At 46.7% G+C, this 25,685-nt stretch carries 16 protein-coding genes; 9 read left to right on the forward strand and 7 right to left on the reverse strand.

Annotated features, from left to right (window positions below):
* Positions 1 to 50 precede the first annotated feature (50 nt).
* Positions 51 to 842 (forward strand): carboxylesterase family protein, encoded by a 792-nt coding sequence (locus ED312_RS00595; protein ID WP_123214044.1) that lies wholly within the window; start codon positions 51 to 53, stop codon positions 840 to 842.
* A gap of 8 nt (positions 843 to 850) precedes the next feature.
* The gene (gene bglX / locus ED312_RS00600; RefSeq protein WP_123214194.1) at positions 851 to 3,100 is read left to right on the forward strand and encodes a beta-glucosidase BglX; all 2,250 of its coding nucleotides are present in this window, start codon (positions 851 to 853) and stop codon (positions 3,098 to 3,100) included.
* A gap of 90 nt (positions 3,101 to 3,190) precedes the next feature.
* On the opposite strand, the gene ED312_RS00605 is transcribed toward bglX, so the two are convergent.
* The 5 genes from ED312_RS00605 to tamL form a co-directional block, all read right to left on the reverse strand.
* Entirely contained in the window at positions 3,191 to 5,344 is a 2,154-nt protein-coding gene (locus ED312_RS00605) for a polyribonucleotide nucleotidyltransferase (protein WP_123214045.1), read from the reverse strand.
* 163 nt (positions 5,345 to 5,507) lie between these two features.
* A complete protein-coding gene (gene rpsO / locus ED312_RS00610) occupies positions 5,508 to 5,777 on the reverse strand; it encodes a 30S ribosomal protein S15 (RefSeq protein WP_123214046.1) in 270 nt (89 codons plus the stop codon).
* Between the two features lie 149 nt (positions 5,778 to 5,926).
* Positions 5,927 to 6,784, reverse strand: a complete 858-nt coding sequence (gene accD, locus ED312_RS00615) for an acetyl-CoA carboxylase, carboxyltransferase subunit beta (RefSeq protein WP_123214047.1) — start codon at positions 6,782 to 6,784, stop codon at positions 5,927 to 5,929.
* A gap of 125 nt (positions 6,785 to 6,909) precedes the next feature.
* The gene (fbaA, locus tag ED312_RS00620) at positions 6,910 to 7,977 is read right to left on the reverse strand and encodes a class II fructose-bisphosphate aldolase (protein ID WP_123214048.1); all 1,068 of its coding nucleotides are present in this window, start codon (positions 7,975 to 7,977) and stop codon (positions 6,910 to 6,912) included.
* 133 nt (positions 7,978 to 8,110) lie between these two features.
* Positions 8,111 to 10,672 (reverse strand): translocation and assembly module lipoprotein TamL, encoded by a 2,562-nt coding sequence (tamL, locus tag ED312_RS00625; protein WP_123214049.1) that lies wholly within the window; start codon positions 10,670 to 10,672, stop codon positions 8,111 to 8,113.
* A 187-nt stretch (positions 10,673 to 10,859) separates the two neighbouring features.
* Between tamL and ED312_RS00630 the strand changes: the two genes are divergently transcribed.
* The gene (locus ED312_RS00630) at positions 10,860 to 11,597 is read left to right on the forward strand and encodes a TrmH family RNA methyltransferase (protein ID WP_123214050.1); all 738 of its coding nucleotides are present in this window, start codon (positions 10,860 to 10,862) and stop codon (positions 11,595 to 11,597) included.
* 1,274 nt (positions 11,598 to 12,871) lie between these two features.
* On the opposite strand, the gene ED312_RS23640 is transcribed toward ED312_RS00630, so the two are convergent.
* Both ED312_RS23640 and ED312_RS00635 read right to left on the reverse strand, forming a co-directional pair.
* On the reverse strand, positions 12,872 to 13,012 hold the full coding sequence (locus ED312_RS23640) for a hypothetical protein (protein WP_170164419.1): 141 nt from the start codon (positions 13,010 to 13,012) through the stop codon (positions 12,872 to 12,874).
* 191 nt (positions 13,013 to 13,203) lie between these two features.
* Complete coding sequence (locus ED312_RS00635; protein WP_123214051.1) at positions 13,204 to 14,418, reverse strand: hypothetical protein; 1,215 nt, start codon at positions 14,416 to 14,418, stop codon at positions 13,204 to 13,206.
* Positions 14,419 to 14,803: 385 nt separating this feature from the next.
* Between ED312_RS00635 and ED312_RS00645 the strand changes: the two genes are divergently transcribed.
* From ED312_RS00645 to ED312_RS00670, 6 genes are all read left to right on the forward strand, one after another.
* A complete protein-coding gene (locus ED312_RS00645) occupies positions 14,804 to 17,509 on the forward strand; it encodes a GH92 family glycosyl hydrolase (protein ID WP_123214053.1) in 2,706 nt (901 codons plus the stop codon).
* Positions 17,510 to 17,545: 36 nt separating this feature from the next.
* Complete coding sequence (locus tag ED312_RS00650) at positions 17,546 to 20,659, forward strand: SusC/RagA family TonB-linked outer membrane protein (protein ID WP_123214054.1); 3,114 nt, start codon at positions 17,546 to 17,548, stop codon at positions 20,657 to 20,659.
* Positions 20,660 to 20,670: 11 nt separating this feature from the next.
* Complete coding sequence (locus ED312_RS00655) at positions 20,671 to 22,140, forward strand: RagB/SusD family nutrient uptake outer membrane protein (protein WP_206363185.1); 1,470 nt, start codon at positions 20,671 to 20,673, stop codon at positions 22,138 to 22,140.
* Positions 22,141 to 22,177: 37 nt separating this feature from the next.
* Positions 22,178 to 23,032 carry a hypothetical protein gene (locus tag ED312_RS00660; RefSeq protein WP_123214056.1) on the forward strand — a complete coding sequence of 285 codons (855 nt, stop codon included), beginning with the start codon at positions 22,178 to 22,180 and terminating at the stop codon, positions 23,030 to 23,032.
* Positions 23,033 to 23,106: 74 nt separating this feature from the next.
* Entirely contained in the window at positions 23,107 to 24,324 is a 1,218-nt protein-coding gene (locus tag ED312_RS00665; protein ID WP_123214057.1) for a DUF4185 domain-containing protein, read from the forward strand.
* On the forward strand, positions 24,308 to 25,684 hold the full coding sequence (locus ED312_RS00670; protein ID WP_123214058.1) for a sugar porter family MFS transporter: 1,377 nt from the start codon (positions 24,308 to 24,310) through the stop codon (positions 25,682 to 25,684). The genes ED312_RS00665 and ED312_RS00670 overlap by 17 nt, the downstream gene beginning before the upstream one ends.
* Position 25,685: the final 1 nt, after the last annotated feature.

A 25,685-nucleotide genomic window follows, 5' to 3' on the forward strand; every position in this document is an offset into this window, starting at 1 on the left:
TTTGCATTCGGACAAATTTGTTTTGCTAAATTGAAAACAAAAAAACTAACATGAGCAACAAAGTCGTCTTTCCTGTTTTGTATTGTATATTATATACTGTCCTGTCATCTGCACAGGCGGACAGCTTATATCAAAAGAGGCAATTTGTTTCCGGAAATGATACCCTTTTGTATCGCGTTTTATATCCGGAGAATTATACGGTAACCAAAAAATACCCGGTAGTACTTTTTCTCCATGGGGCAGGAGAAAGAGGAAGCGATAATGAAGCACAACTGACACACGGAAGCTCCCTTTTTAAGAAAGATACGGTGAGACAGCAATTTCCCGCTATCGTTATCTTTCCGCAATGTCCCAGAGAAGATTACTGGGCCAATGCCAGGGTTAAACGGAACAAAACGCCACTGAAGATCAGGTTCCGCTACGGACGTAAGCCCACAAAGGCACTGGGTCTGGTCATGAAACTGATGGACAGTATTACCACGACACCTTCCATAAAAAAAGACCAGGTGTACATTATGGGGTTATCTATGGGAGGCATGGGAACATTTGAACTCCTGTACCGTAAACCGGAAATGTTTGCCGCGGCCATCCCTGTTTGTGGCGGGGGCAGACCCGCATCGGTAAAAAAATATGCTACGGAAATACCCCTCTGGATTTTTCACGGGGCAAAAGATAATGTAGTTGATCCCATGCTTTCCGTAAAAATGGTGAAGCGATTGCTCCGGGAAGGAGGGCATCCGAAATTTACATTATACGAAAACGCCAACCACAATAGCTGGGACCCTGCTTTTGCAGAACCGGATTTGCTGGCATGGCTTTTTTCCAAGACTTTGAAAAAATAAAAAACACTATGATAAAGATAACCAGACGAATCGTTCTGCTCTCCTTTCTGCTACCGGCTTTAATATCCTGTACGGATAGCCCGGAGCAGGATAAAAACAAAGAAAATCCGTATGCGGCCGAGGTTGATTCCGTTCTCGGGCTTATGACCCTGGAGGAAAAAATAGGGCAGACCGTTCTGTTTACCAGCGGATGGGACGTTACGGGACCTTCAATGGATGATAATTATAAGGAGTACCTGGAAAACGGCAGTGTAGGTGCGGTTTTTAATGCCTTTACCACGAAATACAACCGGGAATTACAGAAAATAGCAGTAGAGCATACACGGTTGGGGATTCCTTTACTCTTTGGTTATGATGTAATACACGGCCACCGGACTATTTTTCCCATTCCTCTGGGCGAATCGGCGAGCTGGGATCTGGAACTGATGGAAAAAACAGCACGGATAGCAGCGGTGGAAGCTTCGGCGGAAGGGATCAACTGGACATTCGCACCCATGGTAGATATAGCCAGGGACGCGCGGTGGGGCCGTATAGCCGAAGGGGCCGGAGAAGACACCTACCTGGGGTCGCTTATTGCCCGGGCACGGGTAAAAGGTTTTCAGGGCGATGACCTTTCAGCCGATAATACGATACTCGCATGTGCCAAGCATTATGCAGCTTACGGGGCGGCTCTTTCCGGAAGGGATTACAATACCGTAGACATGTCCGAAAACGAATTGCGCACGACCTACCTGCCGCCTTTTAAAGCAGCACTGGATGCAGGAGTGGCGACATTTATGAATTCCTTCAATGACCTCAATGGCGTACCGGCAACAGGAAATAATTTCCTGTTGAGAAATATACTTAAGGGTGACTGGAAATTCAATGGGTTTGTGGTAACCGATTATACCTCCATGAACGAAATGGTAGCGCACGGTTATGCACGCGATGATAAGCATGCGGGAGAGATAGCCATGAACGCAGGTGTAGATATGGATATGCAGGGCGGTATTTATATGAAATACCTGAAAAAATCTATAGAAGAAGGCAAAGTAAGTGAAACAGACCTGGATGATGCGGTTCGAAGGATACTGGAAATGAAATTCCGGCTGGGATTGTTCGATGACCCCTATCGCTATATGGATGAAACCAGGGAAAAAGAAGAGGTGCTCAATAAAGAGCATCTGGCAGTGGCCAGGGATGCCGCAAGAAAATCGATGGTATTGCTGAAGAATGATAACGAGGTGCTTCCTTTGAGCAGTGACAGTAAAGTGGCGTTGATAGGTCCTTTGGTGAAAGATGAGAAAAATATAATAGGGAACTGGGCAGCAGCCGGAGACCGGGGAGGTACGGCCGTAAGTGTTTTTGAGGCATTTGAAGAAAGACTGGGGACCGATAATTTTTTATATGCCGAAGGATGTAAGGTGCTCGGGGAAGATATATCCGGTTTTAAAGAAGCCGTTTCTGCAGCCGGGAAAGCGGATGTGGTAGTCATGGTTGTCGGAGAACTGGAGGGAATGACCGGAGAAGCGGCCAGCCGTACCGATATTAATATTCCCGGCAGGCAGAAGCAGCTTATAGAAGCGATAAAGGAAACGGGGAAACCGGTGGTCCTGGTGTTGATGAACGGCAGACCCCTTACCCTGGAATGGGAAAATGAGACTGCAGATGCCATACTGGAAGCCTGGTGGCCCGGAACTATGGGAGGACATGCCATTGCAGACGTGCTTTACGGAGACTATAACCCTTCCGGCAAATTAACGGTGAGTTTTCCGAGGGCGGTAGGCCAGCTACCGTTGTTTTACAATCATAAAAATACCGGAAGACCTATAAAACCTGAAGACCCGGATCAGAAATATGTTTCCAGGTACCTTTATACACCCAACACCCCGTTGTACCCTTTCGGTTACGGGTTGAGTTACACCACGTTTGCCTATGATGTTGTTACGGATAAAAAGAGCCTGACTCCGGGTGATACGCTTACCATAACGGCCAAAGTAACAAATACCGGAGAAAGGGACGGGGAAGAGACAGTGCAGTTGTACGTGCATGATAAAGTGGCCTCCATAACGCCGCCTGTGAAAGAATTGAAGAGGTTCAGGAAAATATTTCTGCGAAAAGGAGAGAGCAAAAATGTGACTTTTTCCCTATCTGCGGAAGACCTGAAATTTTATAATCAGGATCTGGAATGGGTATATGAACCCGGAGCGTTTGAGTTTTTTGTAGGAGGAAGCTCCGATCTGCCATTTACACATACTTTTGAGCTGGCGGAAAAATAACGGAAAGGAATATGAGTGAGATACAATAAAAAAACACCCCGGCATCGCCGGGGTGTTTCTTAAGAATTGAAAAAAATATATAACGCTTGATTAAGATCTGTTCTTAGCTTCTCTTCGTTCCGGCCTTTCGGATCTCTCCGGTCTCGGAAGCAATGCTTTCCTGGATACTTTCGGTTTTTTGGTCCTCGGATCCAGTCCTATGTATTTAACGTCGATGACGTCGCCTACATTTACCACATCGGTTACATTATTCGTACGCTCCCATGCCAGTTCGGAAATGTGGAGTAAAGATTCTTTACCCGGAACAAATTCTATCACTGCACCGAAATCCAGCACTTTAATAACATTTACGGTGTACGTTTCACCTACCACAGGTTCGAAAGTATGAGCTTTTACGGCTTCTATGGCATTGTCTATACCCTGCTGGTCTACGCCGAGGATTTCCACGATGCCGAGATTTCCTTCCTCCTCGATAACGATAGTGGTCTGGGTGCTCTCCTGTAATGCCTGGATATTCTTTCCGCCTGGCCCGATAACCGCACCGATAAATTCCTTCGGTATTTCCACCTTCACGATCTTCGGAGCATGTGCTTTTACATTGGCAGCGGCAGAAGGGATGGCTTCGGTCAGTTTGCCTAAAATATGCAAACGTCCTTCACGTGCCTGGTTAAGGGCTTTCTCGAGTATTTCGTAAGACAATCCCTTTATTTTGATGTCCATCTGGCAGGCCGTAATACCATCTTCCGTCCCGGTAACTTTAAAGTCCATGTCCCCGAGGTGGTCTTCGTCTCCCAGGATATCGGACAGTACGGCATACTTATCTCCGTCGGAGATCAGTCCCATTGCAATACCGGAAACAGGTTTTTTCAGTTGCACACCGGCATCCATAAGTGCCATTGTACCCGCACATACGGTAGCCATGGAAGAAGAACCGTTGGATTCCAGTACTTCCGATACAACCCTTACGGTGTAAGGACAATCGGCCGGGATCATGTTCTTCAGGGCACGTTGCGCCAGGTTTCCGTGTCCTATTTCTCTTCGCGAAGTACCTCTTATCGGCCTTGCTTCCCCGGTAGAGAAAGGAGGGAAATTGTAGTGCAGGTAGAATTTTTCTTCACCCTGATCGGTAGGAAGATCTATGACGTTGGCTTCCCTGGAAGTCCCGAGGGTCACGGTAGCCAGCGCCTGGGTTTCTCCCCTGGTGAATATAGATGATCCGTGTGTGGAAGGCAGGTAATTAACCTCGCACCATATGGGGCGGATGTCGGTAGTTTTTCTGCCGTCCAGACGAATATTTTCATCAAGGATCAGGTTTCGTACGGCTTCTTTCTGCGCTTTACCGAAATATTTACCGATCAGTCCTTCGTTTTCCTCGAGTTCTTCTTCGGTAAAAAGCTCTTTACAAGCTTCTTTCACCTCGGCAAATTTTTCGCTGCGTTCCTGTTTGGAAGTATTGGCCTTGGCTATGGCATAACATTTGTCATAGGCAAATTCCTGTATTTTTTTGGCTACTTCTTCATCTTCTCTTTCACCTTCGTATTCGCGAACGGCTTTTTTGCCTACTTTTTCGGCAAGGCGTATCTGTGCTTCACATTGTACTTTAATAGCTTCGTGGGCAAATTTTATGGCTTCTGCCATTTCTTTTTCGGACACTTCCAGCATCTCTCCTTCCACCATAGCTACAGAATCGATAGAAGCCCCTACCATAAGGTCTATATCAGCTTCTTCAAGTTGTACCTTACTGGGGTTGATGATGAGTTCGCCGTTTACCCTTGCCACTCTTACCTCGGAAATAGGATATTCGAAAGGAATATCGGAGAGGGCAATACATGCCGAAGCTGCAAGTCCTGCCAGAGCATCCGGCATTACTTCGTTGTCGTGAGACATCAGTTGTATCATTACCTGTGTTTCCGCATGGTAATCTTTAGGAAACAACGGGCGCAGTACACGGTCTACCAGTCGCATGGTAAGTACCTCGTTGTCACTCGGACGTGCTTCGCGTTTAAAAAAGCCTCCGGGAAATCTCCCTGCAGCGGCAAATTTTTCGCGGTAATCTACGGTTAAGGGTAAAAAATCCACATTGGGATTCGCTTCCCGTGCAGAAACTACGGTAGCGAGTAACATGGCATCTCCCATGCGTACAACAACAGACCCGTCGGCTTGTTTTGCCAGCTTTCCTGTTTCTATGGAGATGGTCCTGCCATCGCCCAAATCAATCACTTCTTTTTTTACTTCAGGAATCATAATTTTTCTTAAAATTAATTATACATAGGGTTCCGTCGGGTTGACGGGGTTGTTGTTGTGTTGTTGTAGTTAACCCAATGAAAATTACTTTGCCCTGAGAAATGTTCCGGATAAAAACCGGATATTATAAAACAAAAAAGAGGCACTAAAGCCTCTTCCGGAATTATTTTCTAAGTCCTAATTCTTTAACAATCGCACGATATCTTTCGATATCTTTTTTCTTGAGGTAATCGAGCAGACTTCTTCTTTTACCTACCAGGCTAACCAGTGCTCTTTCGGTATTGAAGTCTTTACGGTTTCTTTTCAGGTGCTCTGTAAGGTGGGATATCCTGTAGGTAAACAGGGCTATCTGGCCTTCTGCCGAACCGGTATTGTTCTCCGACCCTCCGTGTTTTTTGAAAATGTCTTCTTTTACTTCTTTAGTTAAATACATGCCAATATTGTTTAAATGATTCTTATGTATTGTGATAGCTCGTCTATCAGGGCGCAAATATAGGGTAAATAGTTGTAATATTTATTTTTTACCGTAAAAAAGTAAGGACGCAATACATTGCGCCCCTATTATATATTTCCGGCCTTGTGTTATGACCGTACTTCCCGGTTAAGAATAAGGTCCAGGTAGAGATTTACATTTTTCTTCAGGTCTTTACGATGTGTTATAAAGTCGAGGAAACCGTGTTCCTGTAAGAATTCGGAGGTCTGGAATCCCTGGGGAAGATCCTGGCCGGTAGCTTCTTTTACCACTCTGGGGCCGGCAAAGCCGATAAGGGCGCCCGGCTCGGCAATGTTGATATCTCCCAGCATGGCATATGATGCTGTTGTTCCCCCGGTAGTCGGGTCCGTACAAAGCGAAATGTAAGGGATCCGGGCTTCGGCAAGTTGTGCCAGTTTGGCAGAGGTCTTGGCCAGCTGCATCAGTGATAAAGCTGCTTCCATCATCCTAGCTCCTCCGGACTTGGAGATCATCAGGAAAGGTATGTTGTTTTTAATGGAATAGTCTATGGCCCTTGCGATCTTTTCTCCGACCACGCTTCCCATAGATCCCCCGATGAAAGCAAAGTCCATACAGGCAATGACCAGGTCTTTACCCATGGATTTTCCGACCGCGGTACGAACGGCGTCCTTCAGCTTTGTCTTGTCCTGGGCTTCTTTAAGGCGGTCTGTGTATTTTTTGGTATCTACAAACTTCAACGGGTCCTTGGAAGTCAGGTTGGGGTCCAGTTCTTCGAATTTATTACCGTCAAAAAGAATAGAAAAATATTCCTTGCTTCCTATCCTTACGTGATAATCGTCTTCAGGGCTGACGTAAAAGTTTTTCTCCAGTTCTTCGGCTCCGACAATTTTTCCGGTGGGAGACTTATACCAGAGTCCCTTGGGCGTGTCTTTCTTTTCCTCTGTTGTGGTCTGGATACCTTTTTCTTTTCGTTTGAACCAAGCCATGTTTTTATTTTTCGTTATATAAATACTGTTGAGTTGTCCGTTTACCGGGCTTTTCTGCGGTGCAAGTTATAAAATCTGCACGACACCGGGTCAAACCCGGTAAGCGGCTCTACTCTTTAGCTTGTTTATAAGGTATTTACGTTGTTCAGGTCCTCAAAAGCCTTTTTCAACCTGGCGATAAAGGTCTTTTCTCCTTCGCGCAGCCATACCCTGGGGTCGTAGAATTTTTTATTGGGTTGATCATCTCCTTCCGGGTTGCCTATCTGGGCCTGCAGATAATCTTTTTTGTCCTGGATGTAATCTCTTACACCTTCCAGGAAGGCATACTGAAGATCGGTATCGATATTCATTTTAATAACGCCATAACCAATAGCCTCGCGGATCTCTTCCAGGGTAGACCCGGAACCTCCGTGAAACACAAAATCTATGCTGTTTGCAGGTACATTGTATTTTTCGGATACGAATTCCTGAGAGTTCTTCAGGATTTTAGGAGTAAGTTTTACATTTCCCGGTTTGTATACACCGTGAACATTACCAAAAGCAGCTGCTATGGTGAACTTAGGGCTTATTTTCATCAGTTCTTCATAAGCGTATGCCACTTCTTCGGGCTGTGTATAGAGTTTGGAAGAATCCACATCCGTATTGTCCACACCGTCTTCTTCACCACCGGTAACACCGAGTTCGATCTCCAGAGTCATACCCATTTTGCTCATACGCTCCAGGTACTTTTTACAGATCTCAATGTTTTCTTCGATAGGTTCTTCCGAAAGGTCTATCATATGAGAACTGAAAAGCGGTTTTCCTGTTTCCGCGTAATGTTTTTCACTGGCATCCAGAAGCCCGTCTATCCACAGCAGCAGTTTTTTTGCACAGTGGTCCGTATGCAGTATAACGGTAGCTCCGTAAGCTTCTGCAAGTTCGTGTACATGTTTAGCCCCGGCAACAGCCCCGAGTATCGCGGCTTTTTGCCCGTCATTGGAAAGTCCTTTTCCGGCATTGAACTGCGCACCTCCGTTTGAAAATTGGAGAATAACCGGAGAGTTCAGCGTGGCTGCGGTCTCCAGTACGCCGTTTATGCTGTCCGAACCTATTACGTTTACGGCAGGCAAAGCGAACCCTTTACTTTTTGCGTAGGCAAATATTTCCTGTACTTCATCTCCGGTAGCTACGCCGGGCTTAATGTTATGACTCATAGTTTTTAAGTTTTCCAGAATTTGAAAATTAGTAAAGAGCAAAAATAATAAATTTCAACGGCTAAAACTCAAAATCCGGGTCTAAATTAGCATACGGAGGGGTTATGAAAGATATAAAGAACAAACACTTCGGTCAGAAAGGGTAGTTGATCCCTATGTTATATACCGCATTACCGAAATTGTAATCCCTGAACCAGCGTCTGGACATTCGTTCGGCCGGGTTGTATGTTTTGAACCCGGTATCGAGACGAATAACAAAAAAACCGAAATCATACCGGAACCCGAACCCGGTTCCCAGGGCAATGTCCTTTAGAGAAGACATACCGGAAAAAACAGCTTCTTCATCCGTAACATCATCCAGGGCATTCCATATATTTCCCGCATCGGCAAAAAGGGCGCCGTTAAGGCTTCCCATAATATTGAAGCGGTATTCCAGGTTCATGGCTATCTTGAGGTTGGCTTCGTTGAAATCGTTCCGGGCATCAGTTCTTCCGGGACCGAGAGAGTAGGCCTGCCATGCCCGGTTGTCATTGGTCCCGCCGGCAAAATAACTCCTGGAAAAGGGAATGTTACTGGCATTGCCATAGGGAATGGCGAAGCCGAAGAAACTCCGGAAGGCAAGAATACTTTCCCTGGATATCTGCATGTGTTTTATGAAATCGAGTTCTGTTTTTACGTATTGGGAATACTGCACGTCGAATACAAGCTTTTTGCCGTTCTCGTTTTTGTTGAATTCAATGATCCGGGAAGCGGCAGACAGGAAATTCCCGGCAGTTTCCAGCTTGACTTTAAACTGGGAAAAGGTATTGTCGCTGGCCCCCCGGCGTGTATTTTTGGTATAGGTGAAATTGGAAGCAAAAATGAGGTTATTGGCACTGAGCCTCCTTCTTCGTTCGTCTATACTCGATATAGACCGGTAATCATCCGAACCGGGAGTCAGTCCGTTTATCTGTCCGGATAGGGCATCCCGGGTAAACTGGTTTGTCCCGGCCGGAACGAGCAGGTTCCCGTCATCGTCATAATAGGCAGGGTCTGTCGTATATCTTTCGGCTATATTGTTCAGTCTTTCGTAGCTGTTCTGGTATACCCTGAAATAACGGTCTGTGTTCAGGTTCCGGATAAACTCTATGTTCATCAGCTCGAAAGTATGTTTTTTCTGGAAAGACGGTGTCCAGTTATACCGCAGGATGGTATTGAAACTCTGTTTGTCCAGCCCTATGTTTTTCTGAAAGGAGCTACCTACGGATATACGTGTTTCGGGCAACATGTATTTGGGAATGAACTTCCGGGTGTCGAACAGGAAAAATATCCTCGGGAAATTGAGCCGGATATCCCCCCCGAATTCGGAAATATTAAAAAACCTGTCGTTGGGATTACTGGCTTCTCTCGATGATCCGACGGTACCTCTTGCGGAGACCTCCAGGGTTTCCGCACCCCGGAAAACATTCCGGCTTATGAGCGAGGTGCTGAAAGAAATACCGATATCCTGGATGTTGGAGTGCGATATGTCAGTATTAAGCCCAAGTGAGAATTTAGGACGGTGCGTCAGGTATATATTTGTATTTAACTCGTCATCTTTTCCGGGAACATACAGGTATTCTATGTTGGGATATTTGAAAGTATTCAGATTACTTATTTGCCTGTAGGTACGCGTACGGTCTATTTCGCGGTACAGGTTTCCGGGAGAAATGCCTACGGCATCTGCAAGTGCTTTCGGTTTATAGCGAAGCTTATCGCGAAAGTAAATGGTAAATTTATCATAGGAAATAGAGTCCAGGGAATCCCGGTCCATTCCAAAGGTATAGTCTGCATAAATATTGACATTCTTGATGCGGTGTATTTTATAGGGGATCTCCTGCAGGGAATCCCCGATCCTTTCATGGCGGTTGTCTATCTGTATTTCTACCGGCATTTTGTAATCTTCGTTGGCTACCAAAGTATCCCGGAGCACATTAAAACGGATAGATGAATTGGGCTGGAACTGGTATATACCGGAATTGATGAGGATGGAATTGATGCGTTCCCTTTCCGCCTCAAAATGGTTCAGGTCAAACTGTTCGCCTTTTTTTATCAGTCTTCGGGCATCGTACCGGGCATAAATGGAGTCTATATCCTTTGATGCTATTTTTTTTGTTATGCTATCTATAAAATACGGTTTCCCGGTAGTTATGTGATAGCTTACTTCGCCCCGTTTTTCCTTTTTGGGTACGGAGTCGACGGAATAGGTTACCTTATTGTTGAAATAGCCTTTACTGTTGTAATACAGGTTGAGCCGTTCTTTCGACTTGGCTGCTTTCGCTTCGTTAATGATCACGGGGGCCTCCCCGGTTTCTTTCAGCCAGTTGTTAAACCCTGCTACCGATCTCCCCAGCTCCAGGACCTGCTTTTCCGACAATAACCGGATCAGGCGTTTTTCCCTTTTTTCCTTTCGGTGAAGCCATGCCAGGTAGGCCGAATCGGATTTGGGGGTGGCCATGTTGTATATATGGAGTTTCAGGTTAAACCCCAGTAGTGAACTGTTAGGACGCTGGGAAATAAGATTGCGGAGCGTTTCATCTGTTTCCCTTTCCCCGTTTATATAAATATTGTTTTTGGTCAAAAGCAGTTGATCGTCATTCACCCTTTTTACCGCATTACACGATACTATAGACAGTATTAAAAAGATTACCGCTATTTTTGTGACCAGAGTTTTCAATGGAAAAAAGAAAGGTTTAACAGATTATCGATCCACAACACATAAAATACATGCTTTTGCAATTAAGCAAAAACAAAGATGAAAAAATTTTGTGTGAATTCCTCCCGGAAAATAGGGTCATAGCCTAATTTTTACCGAATAACCTGAGGCCGCCTCCGGCTTTACAGGGAAAAATGCACGATAACAGATGGTTAGTAAAAGCGAAATTAAATTAATAACGGGTTTACACCAAAAAAAGTACAGGAACAGGCACGGAATGTTTGTGGCGGAAGGGATAAAGGTCATTACGGAACTTTATGATGCCGGAATGAAACTCAGGGAATTGTTTACGACAGAAGCGGACCGCTTTTCCTTTGCGGGAAGTCTTGTCCGGGAAATCTCCGGTGATGAACTGAAGAAGGTCAGTCAGTTGAAAACGCCCAACAAAGCACTGGCCCTTTTTGAAATTCCCAAAGAGAAGGAAATAAGGAATTCCGGCCTGGTGCTTGCCCTGGATGATATACGAGATCCCGGTAACCTGGGGACTATTATCCGGTTGTGCGACTGGTTCGGGATAGAAGATCTGGTATGTAGTGCAACTACGGTGGATTGTTATAATGGCAAAGTGGTACAGGCCACCATGGGGTCACTGGCCCGGGTTAATATTGTATATACCGATCTGCAGGCCTTTATCGGTGAATCCGGGCTGCCTGTTTTTATCGCCGATATGGACGGAGAAAATGTCTTTGAGACAGCCTTGCCGCAAAAAGGTATCCTGGTCATGGGAAACGAAGCTAACGGGATATCGGGAGAGATCCGATCACTGGCAGATGGTGTGGTCTCCATTCCCCGTTTCGGTCGTATACAGGAGACCGAAAGTCTTAACGTAGCAACAGCTACGGCTATACTTTTAAGTGAATTCCGGAGACGGGGGAGCAGCAGTTGATGCGTTTTGTAGTTCGGAGTTTTGTAGTGTGATTTTTACGACACAATTTTTGGATTCGCCGGATGCTTAAGAACCCGTTATGAAGCTGATTAACCAACAACTCCCGCTAATGTCTGTTAAAAATGATTATACGTTCTCTGAACTCTTTGTATCCCATAGCTTCCCACCTTTTTTATGATGTGGCGATCTGAATTGTATGAATGACACTTACCTTGCTGCTTCACCGGGAACGGATATAAAATGCTCTATTTCTAGACGAGAAAACGGTCATTTAAGGGATTGTGTATATGCCGGACCGGGTCCGGTATACGGTTTAGCTGTTTCCTTTAGCCGCTTACCGGGTTGTTTATAACATTCTATACAACTGCTTTAACCGCTTACCGGGTTACATTTACGGCTTAAGGGAACGGGTGTGAAATCCTAAGAGACCTTGTTTGCCGCATACACAGTTCCGTTGACCGTTTACCCGGTTGCCTGCGAAATCATACGCAATTGCTCAGGCGGCTAACGGGGTTATGTTTGCGGCATTAGGGAATAGGTATGCGGCCTAAGGGATTCTGTTTGCTGCATATACGGTTTTGTTGACCGCTTATCGGGTTGCTTGTGAATTCCTACGCAATTGCTTAAGCAACTAACCGGGTTGTGTTTACGGTATAAGGGAATGGTTACGAAATCATAAGGGTTTCTATTTGCTGCATACGCAATTACTTATGCCGCAAACATAACCTGGTTCAGTATATACACAATCCCTTAAATGGCAAAAACCGGCCCCGGATTATCCGGCCGGGGATACGGTATGCAGGTCCCGTGACAAAGGCAGGCGTATCTTTGCCGGGAGGCTATCTGCCCTGAATTTGCGGGGAAGCCGGCAGTGATACCGTCTGTTTGACAGCTATATTCCTACCGGTATCGCACCGGCAGAAATGCTTTTGGTTGTAACGCCGGGGTTTTACCGAACGCGGACTGCGAAGTCAGAGATATTCGCGACCCCAGAAGGAGCACACGCCGTATCCGGATTTACACAGTGATGACAGCCTATTGTTCAACAGTAATAATGCATGATAACCGGAGTGTGGATCGTTTAGCTTGCAAAATAGTACTAACTCCGGATATTTCCTTACCGGACAAAGCAGCTGTAAAAAGAACTGCTTGCAAATACAGACTACCACTATCTTAAAGAACATAAGTGTAAATGTGTGAAAATCAAATTGCTATAAGTGGGTGCGAGCGAACAACCCCTAAGCTAATCAATTCCGGTACCAAAAAAAAACTCCTCAATCCTTTCCCCGGTTGAAAAGAAATCCCAGGGGCAGAATTAAAAAAAGAAAGAAAAACTTGCCGGTGACCACGCCGATAATGGTGAGGGCGGCAGCGATAATCATAATGATCTGAGATGTCTTTTTGTTTTTGAACATTATTTCCGTCCCGTTTAAATGAAGTGCGTAGATTGGCTCTCGCTTTCAAAAGTATTATTTTTTTGAGGAAACCCCAAGTAAGGGAACATATACATTTTAGAGATCTTTACCCTGTTTCTCCGTACCTGTAAATAACAACCCTCCGGAATAACTTGTTCCGGAGGGTTGTTGTATCGAAACCACAACTTATTCTAATTCCTGCTACGCGATGTTGTAGCCTGTCTGTTGCTGCTGCCCGAAGTCCGTGTTGCGGTATCGCCCTGCCTGTTGGCAGGAGCAGCGGTTTGTACTCTTGTCGTATTTTGTGGAGCAGCATTGGCATTCCTCCCGGGTGCTGTACTGTTTCTGCCGGCATTGCCGTTCGTATTGCCTGTCGTACGGTTCTCTCGTGCGGTTGTACCGGTATTTGCCGGTGTCCCCGGGGAAGTATTGTTCCTTCTTTTGTCCGCAGTTGTTGTATCGCTGCGGTTTGTACTGTTTCCGGTTGTGGCGGGACTGTTGCGCTTTGTGCCGGAAACAGTAGTATTTTCCCGGCTGTTTTTTATCGTCTTGCTGTTTCTCCCGGTTTCTGCGCCGGTAGAGGAGTTTCGCCTTGCCGTGTTATTATTAACATTTGTCACAGCGGAAGCTCTCCTTGCGGTGGAGGCATTGTTTTTTAAAACAGTGTCATCTCTTCTGTACGTAGTGGCATTTGTGCTGCTTCTTCTTTCCGTATTACGGTACGAACTGTTCGCGGCTACTCTCCCGTCCTGGTAATGTACCCTGCTTCCGGGAAGGTAAAAATCCCGTCGGCTGTTGGCGTATGATCTGCTGTCCCTGTAATGTGCTTTGTGATAGGAATAATTATATCGTACAGGGGTGTAATACCTGCGGTATGGTGTGGTATATACGACGCTATAGGTATAATAGGGGACTGCGTAATGGGCATGCCACGGCCTGTAGATATACCTTCTGTTCAAGGTATTGATATACCCGGTATAATGCGTAAAGTGCCAGAAATTGTCATAGTGTATCACCAGTCCGCCTATCTGTGCGAGGTAACCGTTGTTATAACGGATAAATACATTTCCGGCCCTTGCGATACGTCCGTAGTCGTCGTAATAAACAGGAACATTTTCTATCTGGATAACCGCTCCGTAAGTATCGTATTGTACATACGGATCATAATCATAGCCCGAATTAAAACTGATCGAAACCCCGGGAGAGTTGATACTTACCCGCGTTCCCCGGTCACCGAGGTAGGCAAAATCGAACTGTCCGTCGGGATAGACCGCGAATTCAACATCTCCTTCCGTGAAAATATAGGAATCCCCGCTGTAGAAACCGTAATTAGCCGGAGTTTCCGCGGATGCTTTTATGCCCGTACCCAGGAACATAAGCACCAATAGTGTAAACAGATTTTTCATAACATCTATTTTTAAGAGGTTAGTAATTGTTTGTTGTGGCCACAATTACTCCATAACAGCACTCTACCAAAGGTTATGCCAAAAATGAACACGATGTGTAATCTATTAATTTTCAGATGATTATTCTTTAGGGAAAAGGGGATGCGCGTTCGGGCACTCATTTCCTGGTACTTCCTTTTGACAAGGATACTTTTTAATCATAAATTTCGTGCATTTATCCGGCGTTGGGTCCGTTTTTATGAAAATGAATTCTCTCAAAACGACAATAATTCAATAAATAAAACAAAAAAATATGTAATCGGTAATAATTGTATTGTTTTTTATTTACATTTGTATAATGTTCATATGTATGAACATATAAAAATCAACCTAAAACCTATTCACAATGACACCACATAAGATCAGGCTCTGGAGTATCGGTTTCTTTTTCTGTCTGATTCATACCGTACAGGGGCAGACGGGCAACATAGCAGCGGAGGCAAAAATATCCGCCTCCACAGCCTTGTCCGAAATGTACCTTCCCGAAAATGTAGCGGATGGGATCATTGGAACCCCGGCAACAGGAGAGTGGGCCTGTGAAGGAGTTACTACGGATTGGGGCTATATCCGTTTCCCGTGGATAGAACTTCGGTGGGACAAACCGAGGAAAATCAACCGCATTGTTTTATACGACCGGCCTTCCGGAAAAGAATTTACCGCCGGGGGCAAACTGATGTTCAGTGACGGAAGCCTTATCTGGGTCAACCGGATACCGGATAACGGGGAGGGCAAGGAAATAAGGTTCGATACCAAAACCGTCGACTGGGTGAAATTCCAGGTGACTGACGGCAATGGCAAAGACCTGGGACTGTCGGAAATGGAAGTGTTCGCAGCCCCGGAAGATAATAATGATTTTGTCGCATGGGTAGATCCTTATATAGAGACCAATCGCGGCCGGTACCTGTTCTTTATTACCGGGTCCAGGCCGTTCGGTATGGTGGGGGCTGCTCCTTTAACCCGGAACAAGAACCAGAACGGAGGTGGCTATAACTATAACGACGAATATATCCTGGGGTTTGAACAGATACACAGCTGGATGCTGGGCGGCCTGGAGATTATGCCGGCCCCGGCGGTTATAGATCCTACCAAAGGGCAGGAGGGGTGGAAGTCGGCATTCCGTCATGAAGATGAAATCGTGCAGCCCGGATACCAGCGGGTCTATTTACGCGATCACCACATATGGACTGAACTGACCGCTACCGAACGGGTGAGTTTTTACCGTTTTCGTTTTATCCGGAATATGGAAGCCCAGGTATTAATGAACCTCGGCGGCTATGTCAGCAATGTACAAATGGAGAAGGCGCATGTTACGCAGGTGTCGGATACGGGGATTGAAGGATATTTCAGTACGACCGACCGCTTCTGGGGTGGCCCGAAAGAGGTAAAGGTCTTTTTTGCAGCGGAATTTGATAAGGCTTTCAAAAGATTGGACGGCTGGACCGGTAAAGAACGTTTCCGGGATATCCCGGAGATCGAAGGCGACAGCACCGGTGTTACGGCAATCTATGATGTTCAGGGCGGAGACCTGCTGCAGATGAAAATCGCTATATCCTATACCAGTGTAGAGAATGCCAGGAATAACCTTGATGCGGAATGCCCGTACTGGGATTTCGATAAAGTTCACGGTGAATCCCTGAAGGTATGGAATGACTGGCTCGGGAAGATAGAGGTAAAAGGAGGAAGCCGGGAACAAAAGATAAAATTTTATACCGATCTGTGGCATGTGCTTCTCGGCAGGCAAAAGATCAATGATATCAACGGAGATTATCCGGATCGTACTTCCGGTAATCGCGAAGGCACCTTTACGGACGCGGAATTCAAAATAAAGACGTTGCCGAAGGACAAAAACGGGAACCTTAAATTCAATATGTACAATTCCGATGCCTGGTGGCTTACACAATGGAATTTAAATGTGCTGTGGGGGCTTGCATGGCCTGAGGTCATGGACGAAATGTCTGCTTCCATGGTGCAATATGCCGTCAACGGGGGGCTTCTCCCCCGGGGCCCTTCCGGTGGCGGTTATTCCTATATTATGACCGGGTCTCCTGCTACCAATCTTATAGCAGCTACCTTCCAGAAAGGGTTACTTACCAAAATAGATAAACAAACGGCTTATGATAAGATAAAAGAAAGCCTCCTGCCCGGAGGGATGCTCGGAGATGCCGGCGATATCCGGTTTTACACGGAAAATGGCTATTGGCCCGGAAACGCAGGCATTACCCTGGAAGCGGCTTTTCAGGATTATGCCCTGTCCCAGATGGCAAAAGCGCTTGGGAAGAAAAAGGATTACAACTTTTTCAGTAAAAGGGCAGCGGGATGGAAAACTCTTTTTCACCCGGAGCAGAAACTGGTATTTCCCAAAGACCGGAATGGAAATTTTTTGCATAGCGAGCCCCTTTCCGGTGAAGGCTGGATAGAAGCCAATGCCTGGCAGGCTACCTGGTCCGTATCGCACCAGATCGATGAACTGGCAGTACTTATGGGGGGAGAAGATGTTTTATGTGAAAAGCTCAATTATGCTTTTGAAATGGCTGAAGATGACGATTTTGTCTTTGCCTATAATGACGGTTATGTAAGTTATGCTAACCAGCCCGGTTGTTCCAACGCCCATGTTTTTAATTATGCCGGGAAACCGTGGCTTACCCAGTACTGGGTACGGAAGGTCAAGGAACAGGCATACGGAGGCATTACACCCGATCTGGGTTATGGCGGTCACGATGAAGACCAGGGACAAATGGGAGGCGTCAGCGCCCTGATGGCCATAGGACTGTTCAGTCTGGACGGTAATGTTTCCGAAAACCCTGTATATGATATCACCAGCCCAGTTTTTGACGAAGTGATCATTAAACTCGATCCGGATTACTACACCGGAACCGAATTCAGGATCATTACCCATAATAACAGTATGGATAATATGTATATCCAAAAAGCCCTTTTGAATGGAAAAGAACACACGAAGTTCTGGTTTCCGCACGAAGTCTTTCAAAAGGGCGGAAGCCTCGAACTTTACCTCGGACCTGAGCCCAATATGCAATGGGGAACTAAGGATTAAAACCGAAAATTAGTATCAACCAAAAATCTGTTTCTTATGGAAATATACCGATTAATGAGGGCGTATGTCCTGTATCTGCCCCTGTTTTGTTTCGGATTATCCCTGCAGGCCTATGCCTTTCCGCAGCAGGAAGGGATAAAGGTTACCGGAACGGTCCGGTCTGCCGAGGGAGAGGTCCTTGCGGGGAGTAATATTGTGGTAAAGGGAACAAATACCGGTACCATTGCGGACTTTGACGGGAATTTTGAAATTGAGGTTCCCGACAGTAATGCCATATTAGTGTTCAGTTATGTGGGGTTTGCTTCCAGAGAGGTGAAAGTGGGAATGCAAACCACGATCCGGGTAGAGCTGGAACCCGATATGGGAAAACTCTCTGAAGTTATTGTCATCGGGTACGGCAGTCAGCGGAAATCGGACATTACCGGATCGGTTTCTTCTATAAGTGCCAAAGAGCTGCAGGCTGTCCCGGCTTCCAGTTTCGAGCAGACCCTGCAGGGCAGGGCTGCAGGTGTACAGGTTACCCAGGCCTCCGGCGTGCCCGGAGGAGGGACCAATATACGTATCCGCGGAACGAGTTCCGTAAATGCCAGTAGTGAGCCCTTGTACGTTATAGATGGCATGCTCGTAAACAGTGATGCCAACGAAACGTCTGCCGGAAGCAGGGGCCCGGGAGTGAGCCCGCTTTCCACTATTAACCCCAATGATATAGAGTCTATTGAAATACTCAAAGACGCTTCCGCAACAGCTATTTACGGTTCCAGGGGGGCCAACGGCGTCGTATTGATAACTACCAAAAAGGGAACAGCGGGAAGAGAAACCATAAGTTTCAACGCTTATCACGGCATACAACAGGTGGCTAATAAGCTTAATCTACTCAATGCCAGTGAATATGCAGCACTGGTAAATGAAGCGGAAATCAACGCGGGGAGGACTCCCGTCTATGTTAACCCGCAAACCTTAGGCAAGGGCACGGACTGGCAGGACGAACTTTTCAGGGCTGCACAGATCTCCGATTACCAGCTTAGTTTTTCGGGAGGAGATGCCAAGACCAGGTATGCGCTTTCCGGCGGCTTATTTACACAGGATGGTATAGTCATAGGCTCCGATTTCCGGAGATATTCATTCCGGGTAAACCTGGAACGGAATGTAACGGACAAGCTGAAAGTAGGCAACAACCTTTCGTATGCGAGAATTATATCCAACGGGGTGCTTACAGGGCCCGGGCAGATTGTTCCCGGGGTAATTGCCAATGCTCTGCAGATCAATCCCGTTCTGCCGGTATACAATCCTAACGTACCGGGAGGTTATACCTTTGAGCATGACCGTAAAGACGCCGTGGCCAATCCGGTGGCAGAAGCCAGGGAATACGAATCCAAAACCGTTACCTCCAGGCTCCTTGGTAATGTGTTTGCCGAATATGCCCTGACTGATGACCTGGATTTCCGCACCAGCTTCGGGATAGACCTTTTGCATACCAAAAACAGTGCTTTCGGTCCAAACTTTCTGAAACGTACGGAGAGCAGCCGCGGCGAAGCATCCATCTCTACGCTGGAAGCGCTTACCTGGCTTAATGAAAATACACTTACCTATAACAAAACCTTTGACGGCGGGGACAACCTTACGGCTCTTTTAGGATTCACATTACAGGAATTCCAAAACGAGTCCCTTACCAGTATAGCTTTCGGTTTTCCCGATGGCAGGACCGGCTATCACAATCTTTCCGCAGCAGAAAATCCGCAGCCGCCGGTCAATAGCGAATCACGGTGGGCACTGGTGTCCTATCTCGCGCGGATAAATTACGCTATGGACAACAAATATCTCTTTACCCTTTCCGGAAGGGTAGACGGCTCGTCCAAATTCGCAAAAGGCAATCAATACGGTTTCTTTCCCTCCGGGGCATTTGCATGGCGTGTTATCAATGAGGATTTTATGAGAGACTCGCAGCTTTTCAGCGACCTGAAACTGCGGTTGAGTTACGGCGTTATCGGTAACCAGTCCATCGGTCCCTATAATTCCCTTGCCCTGATAGGGCCTTTCGGGGAAGGTGTTTTTAATAACGGCCCCGGAAGCCCCGAAGTATTTTACGGGCAGGAGCCGAGCAGTTATCCCAACCGCAACCTGAAATGGGAAACCACACGTCAGGCCAACTTGGGATTGGACATGGCATTCTGGAATGGTAAATTGCGGTTTACCGCGGAGGTATATGATAAGAAAACCTCCGACCTTTTGCTGGCAACCCCTATTCCGTTTACCACCGGGTTTCAGAATACCCTGCTGAATGTAGGAAATGTACAGAACCGCGGTTTCGGACTGGAAGTGAGTTCGGATATCCTCAACGGCCCATTCACCTGGAATGCTTCCGGAAACTTTTCCGTCAACCGGAATAAGGTGACCAACCTGGCCAGGGAAGAAGATATCAATCTCCTGGTAGCCGGCAGCATACTGAGAGAAGGTAAGCCTATCGGAACTTTCGAAGGATACGTTTTTGACGGCATTTACCAGACTAATGAAGAAGCTGCTGCAGGTCCGGCTTTACGCGGGCAGACACCGGTTGCGGGAGATCGTAAATACAAGGATATAAGCGGTCCCGATGGTTCCCCTGACGGATTTATAGACGAATATGACCTTGCGATCATAGGAACCGCCCAACCCGATTTTACGTGGGGACTGAACAACGAGTTTTCCTATAAGAATTTTAACCTCAGTGTTTTTGTACAGGGCAGCCAGGGCAATGATATGGCCAATATGAACCTGCTCAACCTGGAGAATATGAACGGACAGCAGAACGTGCTGGCCAAAGCGGGAAAAAACCGCTGGACGCCGGATAATCCCGGGAATGTATACCCCCGGGCCTCGGCAAACAACTCCTTTAACAGTACCTTCTCGTCCGCCTTTGTCGAAGACGCTTCTTATGTAAGGGTCAAGAACATAACATTGGGGTATAATTTTCCTCAACAATGGATGGAACATATTGGGGTGAGCAACCTGCGTATTTACGCCAGTGCAACCAACCTGTTTACCTGGACCAGCTACAGCGGGTACGATCCGGAAGGGAATGCTTATGGCGGAACTACCAATATTGTAGGTGTGGATGATGGTAATTACCCTCAGACGAGAATGTACACCTTTGGAATTAACCTGGGATTTTAACATAAAAAGACATGATGATGAAATCAGTAAATAACTTTCCGGTAAAAATATGGAGCAGTATCCTGTGTGTATTACTGTTGTTTTCCTGTAGTGATTTTCTGGAAGAAGATCCTGAAAACCAGGTGAGCACCGGTAATTATTACATCACAGAACAGGATGCCCTTGCGGCGGTAAATTCCATATATGCCAATCTCGGCTCTTATGATGCTTCCCGGGGGAATACCGCAGGGATATATCACAGTACCTTCTGGATAACCCAGGGACTGGCTTCCGACGAAATGGACAATAACCAGTTGGGAACCCCGCAGTACGATCAGCTTGCAACTTTTACGCACAATGCCGAGAATGCGGCTCTGCAGGAAATATGGCAGGTGCATTACAAGACCATATACCTGGCCAATGTGGCTATAGACCGTATTCCGGCTATTGATATGAATGAAACACTTAAAACCCGTTTTATCAATGAAGCTAAATTTCTGAGAGGATTGCTTTATTTCAATCTCGTACGCATGTTCGGAGATATACCGTTGGTCATCACCGAAGAGGCCCCGCTAAACCCGGAGGCCGCCCCGGCAGATGAGGTTTATGCCCAGATAATCCGGGACCTTACCGATGCGGAAGCCCTGCCTCCGGACGGAGAAATACAGGAAGGGCGTGCCACACAGGGAGCAGCACGGGCATTACTGGCAAAAGTATACCTGCGAACAGGAGAATACCAGCTTGCCTCGGAAAAAGCCCTTAATGTCATCAATTCCGGTTTATACGGACTCTGGGACCGTTTTAAAGACGCTTTCCGTATTGAGAACCGGGGAGGCAGGGAAGCTGTTTTCTCCGTAGGGTTCGGAGATGCGGGAGGAGCAATTTCTTTCTGGGAAGTAGGACAGTTCAACGTAAGGCTGTTACCGGCAGCCCTGAGTGCCGAAGTAGACGGTATTTCCAATACGCAGGGCTGGCAGATAGCCAATGAAGCCATGTATAACACTTTTGCCACTTCCGATGAACGCCGCGAGGATACGTTTATGACCAGTTTTACCGCTTCCGATAATGCTACGGTAAACCTGGATCATGTATATATAGACAAATACTGGGACATGGAAGCAGACCCCACTGCGGGAGGTTCTTTCAATGATTTTCCTGTAATCCGTTATGCCGATGTGGTACTTACCTATGCCGAAGCACAGGCCAGACTGGGAAATTTTGATGTGGCCAACGACTATCTGAACGATGTAAGGCAGAGAGCAAACCTGGGAGAAGCGGAAGCGGACAATATCGACGGTTTCATTGACCTGCTGGTAGAAGAAAGGGGCAAGGAGTTCGTAGGCGAAGGACAGCGATGGTTTGATCTTACCAGGCTTGGCAGGCTCAGACAACGTGTAGAAGCCGTAAAAGGGATTCCGGTAGGCGAACAATACAACCTGTTCCCCATTCCGCAACGCGAAAGACTGGTAAATCCCAATTTACCACAAAACCCCGGCTTTTAGTACCGGTTAACTTGTTGTTCAACCAAAAATACACGATATGAAAACCAAAATATATCACCTGATTTTTCCCCTGATCCTGGGATTGCTGGTAAGCTGTAACGAAGACGAGCAGGGCCCGGAAGATTATTACGATCAGGGAGATTTCCTGGTTAGCCTGGGAGCGGAAAAAGTACCGGGACACGGGCAGTACCGCAGTCGGATGGAATCCGGCGATACCCTTAACCTGGAGGTGCTTGTGGAAGCCCCGGAAGACCTGGAAAAACTGGAAATAACCAAGACGGTAAATCTGCAGAAAGATTCCTCGTTCGGACAGGAAGGAGTATTGCAGGTAGAGGCTTCGGGAAAAGAATTCAGTTATACATTTATCTATATTCCTCCTGTGGAGGACGTGGATAAGCTGGTGGGGTTTAGTTTTAAAGCCACCACATCCGGAGGAAAGGAGACGACCAGTGACCTCACAGCCAATATAAGCCTTAGTCCACGGGATAACCTGCCGCGCCGAAGATGGGAATGGAAGTCCATTCTGCATGTCAATAACGAAGATGATCCGAATGCCGAAGTCATCGAAGATTGTGAAAAAGACAATGCTTATCTTTTTAACGGGGACGGTACCATGAGCCTGGAGTACGGGACCGATACCGGGGCCGGGGCCTGTGCCTTTGACGGGTTGAATGTTTTCAGCGGCTGGTATATTACCGAAGACGAACAGCATTTTATCATGGAAAAGTACAATGTTTTTACGCCCAATACCATTGTGGCCGATACTTTTCGAATAAAAACACTTACCGTAGAAAAACTGGCTCTGGAACTTACGGTAGACTTATCCGAACTGGGACTCCGGGAAGAAGAGGTTTTCCTGTATACGTTCGAAGCAGCCCAAAGGAATAATTAAACCATGAGCCCGTTGGCCGCTAATGGAAATCGGGTTAAACAAATTTTAAAAGATGACAACCAAAAACAACTCATATGGCAAACCTTGAAAAAAGAAAATGCATATGCATCTTCGGAGGGATATTTATTGCTCTTTTCGTTTCCTGTAAAGATGACGTTCGGGATAAAGATGAAGAAGATAATCCTTCCCCGGAAGAAATCACCTTTACCGTAGAACGGGCGCCGGAATGGACGGCGGTGTTTAAAAGGGATTCCGGCTGGTTCGGCGGGGATGGTATTTTTGCCATACCCTATTCCGGGGAAGATGACCGGAAGGAGGCAGACAGTATTGTTTTTCTGTTCAGCGATACCATGGTCGGGGAAATTATCGGGGATTCCCTGGTGCCGGGTTACAGTATGGTCAATAATTCCATGGCACTTTACCGCAAAGGCGATGCCCCGGAAAGCACAGCATTTATCCTGGCAAAAGACAGTGACGGAAAGCCTGCTACCATGCTGGTTCCGGATACCGGTAACGAGGAATATTACTGGCTGGGGGACGGTTTTGTAAACAAGAAGGCAGGAGGAAAGCTGTATATATTTGCCTATCGTATACGTAATACTCATACGGACGATCTGCTGCCGTTTGAAGAAGTGGGCAATGATCTCCTTGTAATAGATGACAAGAGCAAAATACCGTTTCAAGAACCCCGTTCATTGGAAATACCCTTTTTTAATACCGGGGATAATTCCGATAAAATTTCCTTTGGAATCGGAATACATGCCGATCCCGGAGAGGAATATACCTATGTATACGGCGTCAGGGGACAGCATAAGGAACTGGTATGTGCTCGGGTAAAATATGGAGAAATAGAAGATTTCAACGCCTGGGAATTCCGGAAGACAGATGGCTGGACAAAAGACAGGGAACAGATGACAGCCCTGGCAGACAGTGTATCCAATGAACTGAGTGTATCCAGGTTGTCCGATGGCAGCTACGCGCTTATTTACCAGTACGGGGGGATCTATCCCAACATATATATGCAAACGGGAGATACTCCGTACGGGCCTTTCGGCGAAGTGAAAGAAATATGGAACACTACAGAAGATATCGATAATCCGGACCTGTTTACCTACAATGCCAAAGCGCATCCGGCAATTTCCGGAGAAGGAGAATTGCTCGTAAGCTATAATGTCAACAGTTTTAAATTTTTCGATGTCATAGGAGATAAACCACACCTGTACAGGCCGCGGTTTATCCGTCTGAAATTCAATTCCGCGAACAAAAATACGGCAGATGAAGGATCAAACTAATAACGGGGGAGCATCCCGGGGGTATATTATTCATATTACCATAGCAGCAGCGTTGGGAGGATTGTTGTTCGGCTATGACACGGCGGTGATAGCAGGCGCGATCGGTTATCTCCAGGAAAAATTTTCCCTGAGTCCGGCCCTTGTGGGCTGGGCCGCCAGCAGCGCTATCTGGGGATGTATCCTGGGGGCAGCGGTTGCCGGTTATGTCAGCGACCGTTTCGGACGAAAAAAAGTACTGATCATTACCGGGCTGTTGTTTTTTATCTCCGCCCTCGGATCGGCCATAGCAACAGACCTGACCGGGTTTATCGTGGCACGGTTTGTCGGCGGAATAGGAGTGGGGGCAGCTTCCATGCTGTCCCCGTTGTATATTTCGGAAGTTGCCCCGGCAAAGTTCAGGGGACGGCTGGTGAGTATATATCAACTGGCTATCGTATTCGGTATCAATATCATTTACATTGTCAATTACCTGATCTCTGTTTCCGGAAGCAATGTGTGGAATGTGGAATACGGGTGGCGATACATGATAGGCTCCGAAGTAATACCGGCCATCATCTTTTTTGCGTTGCTGTTTACCGTACCCGAAAGTCCGAGGTGGCTCATGAAAAAAGGCAGGGAAGCAAAGGCAGGAGAGATACTCCGCCGGATAAACGGTGATAAGGCCGAAGCTATACGCGAAGAGATCCGGAATACCCTGGGAATGGAATCCGGGAGATGGAGCGATCTTTTTGGCAAGGAGCTCCGGCTTGCCCTTGTTGTCGGAGTTGTCCTGGCCCTGTTCTCACAGATTACGGGGATAAATGCCGTTATCTACTTTGCCCCCGAGATATTCAAAAGCATAGGTTTCGCAGTGGAGTCCGCATTCTATCAAACCATTTTTATTGGGATCATCAATACCGTTTTCACTTTTGTCGCCCTTTGGCTCATAGACAAAGCAGGGCGTAAAAAGCTGCTGTTATGGGGAGTGTCCGGAATGGTGGTCTGCCTTTTTGCCATTGGCGTGTGTTTTTATTTTGAGATTACCAGGGGTCCCTGGCTTATAATATTTGTTCTGGGCTTTATAGCGTGTTTTGCATCCTCCCTCGGACCTATCCCGTGGGTGATGATCGCTGAGATATTTCCTACTAAGATCAGGGGAACAGCCATGTCATTCTGTACACTGATTCTGTGGGTAGGTGTTATCCTTATAACCCAGCTTACGCCCGTAATGCTGGACAGCCTGGGAGGAGCCTTTACGTTCTGGATATTTATGGTTAATTCCGTATTCCTGCTGCTCTTCACCTGGAAATTTATTCCCGAGACCAAAGGGAAGAGCCTGGAGCAGATAGAAAAAGGTTGGCTCGGGCCCCATGAGGAATAGT

The sequence above is a fragment of the Sinomicrobium pectinilyticum genome (assembly GCF_003725735.1).
Lineage (GTDB): Bacteria > Bacteroidota > Bacteroidia > Flavobacteriales > Flavobacteriaceae > Sinomicrobium > Sinomicrobium pectinilyticum.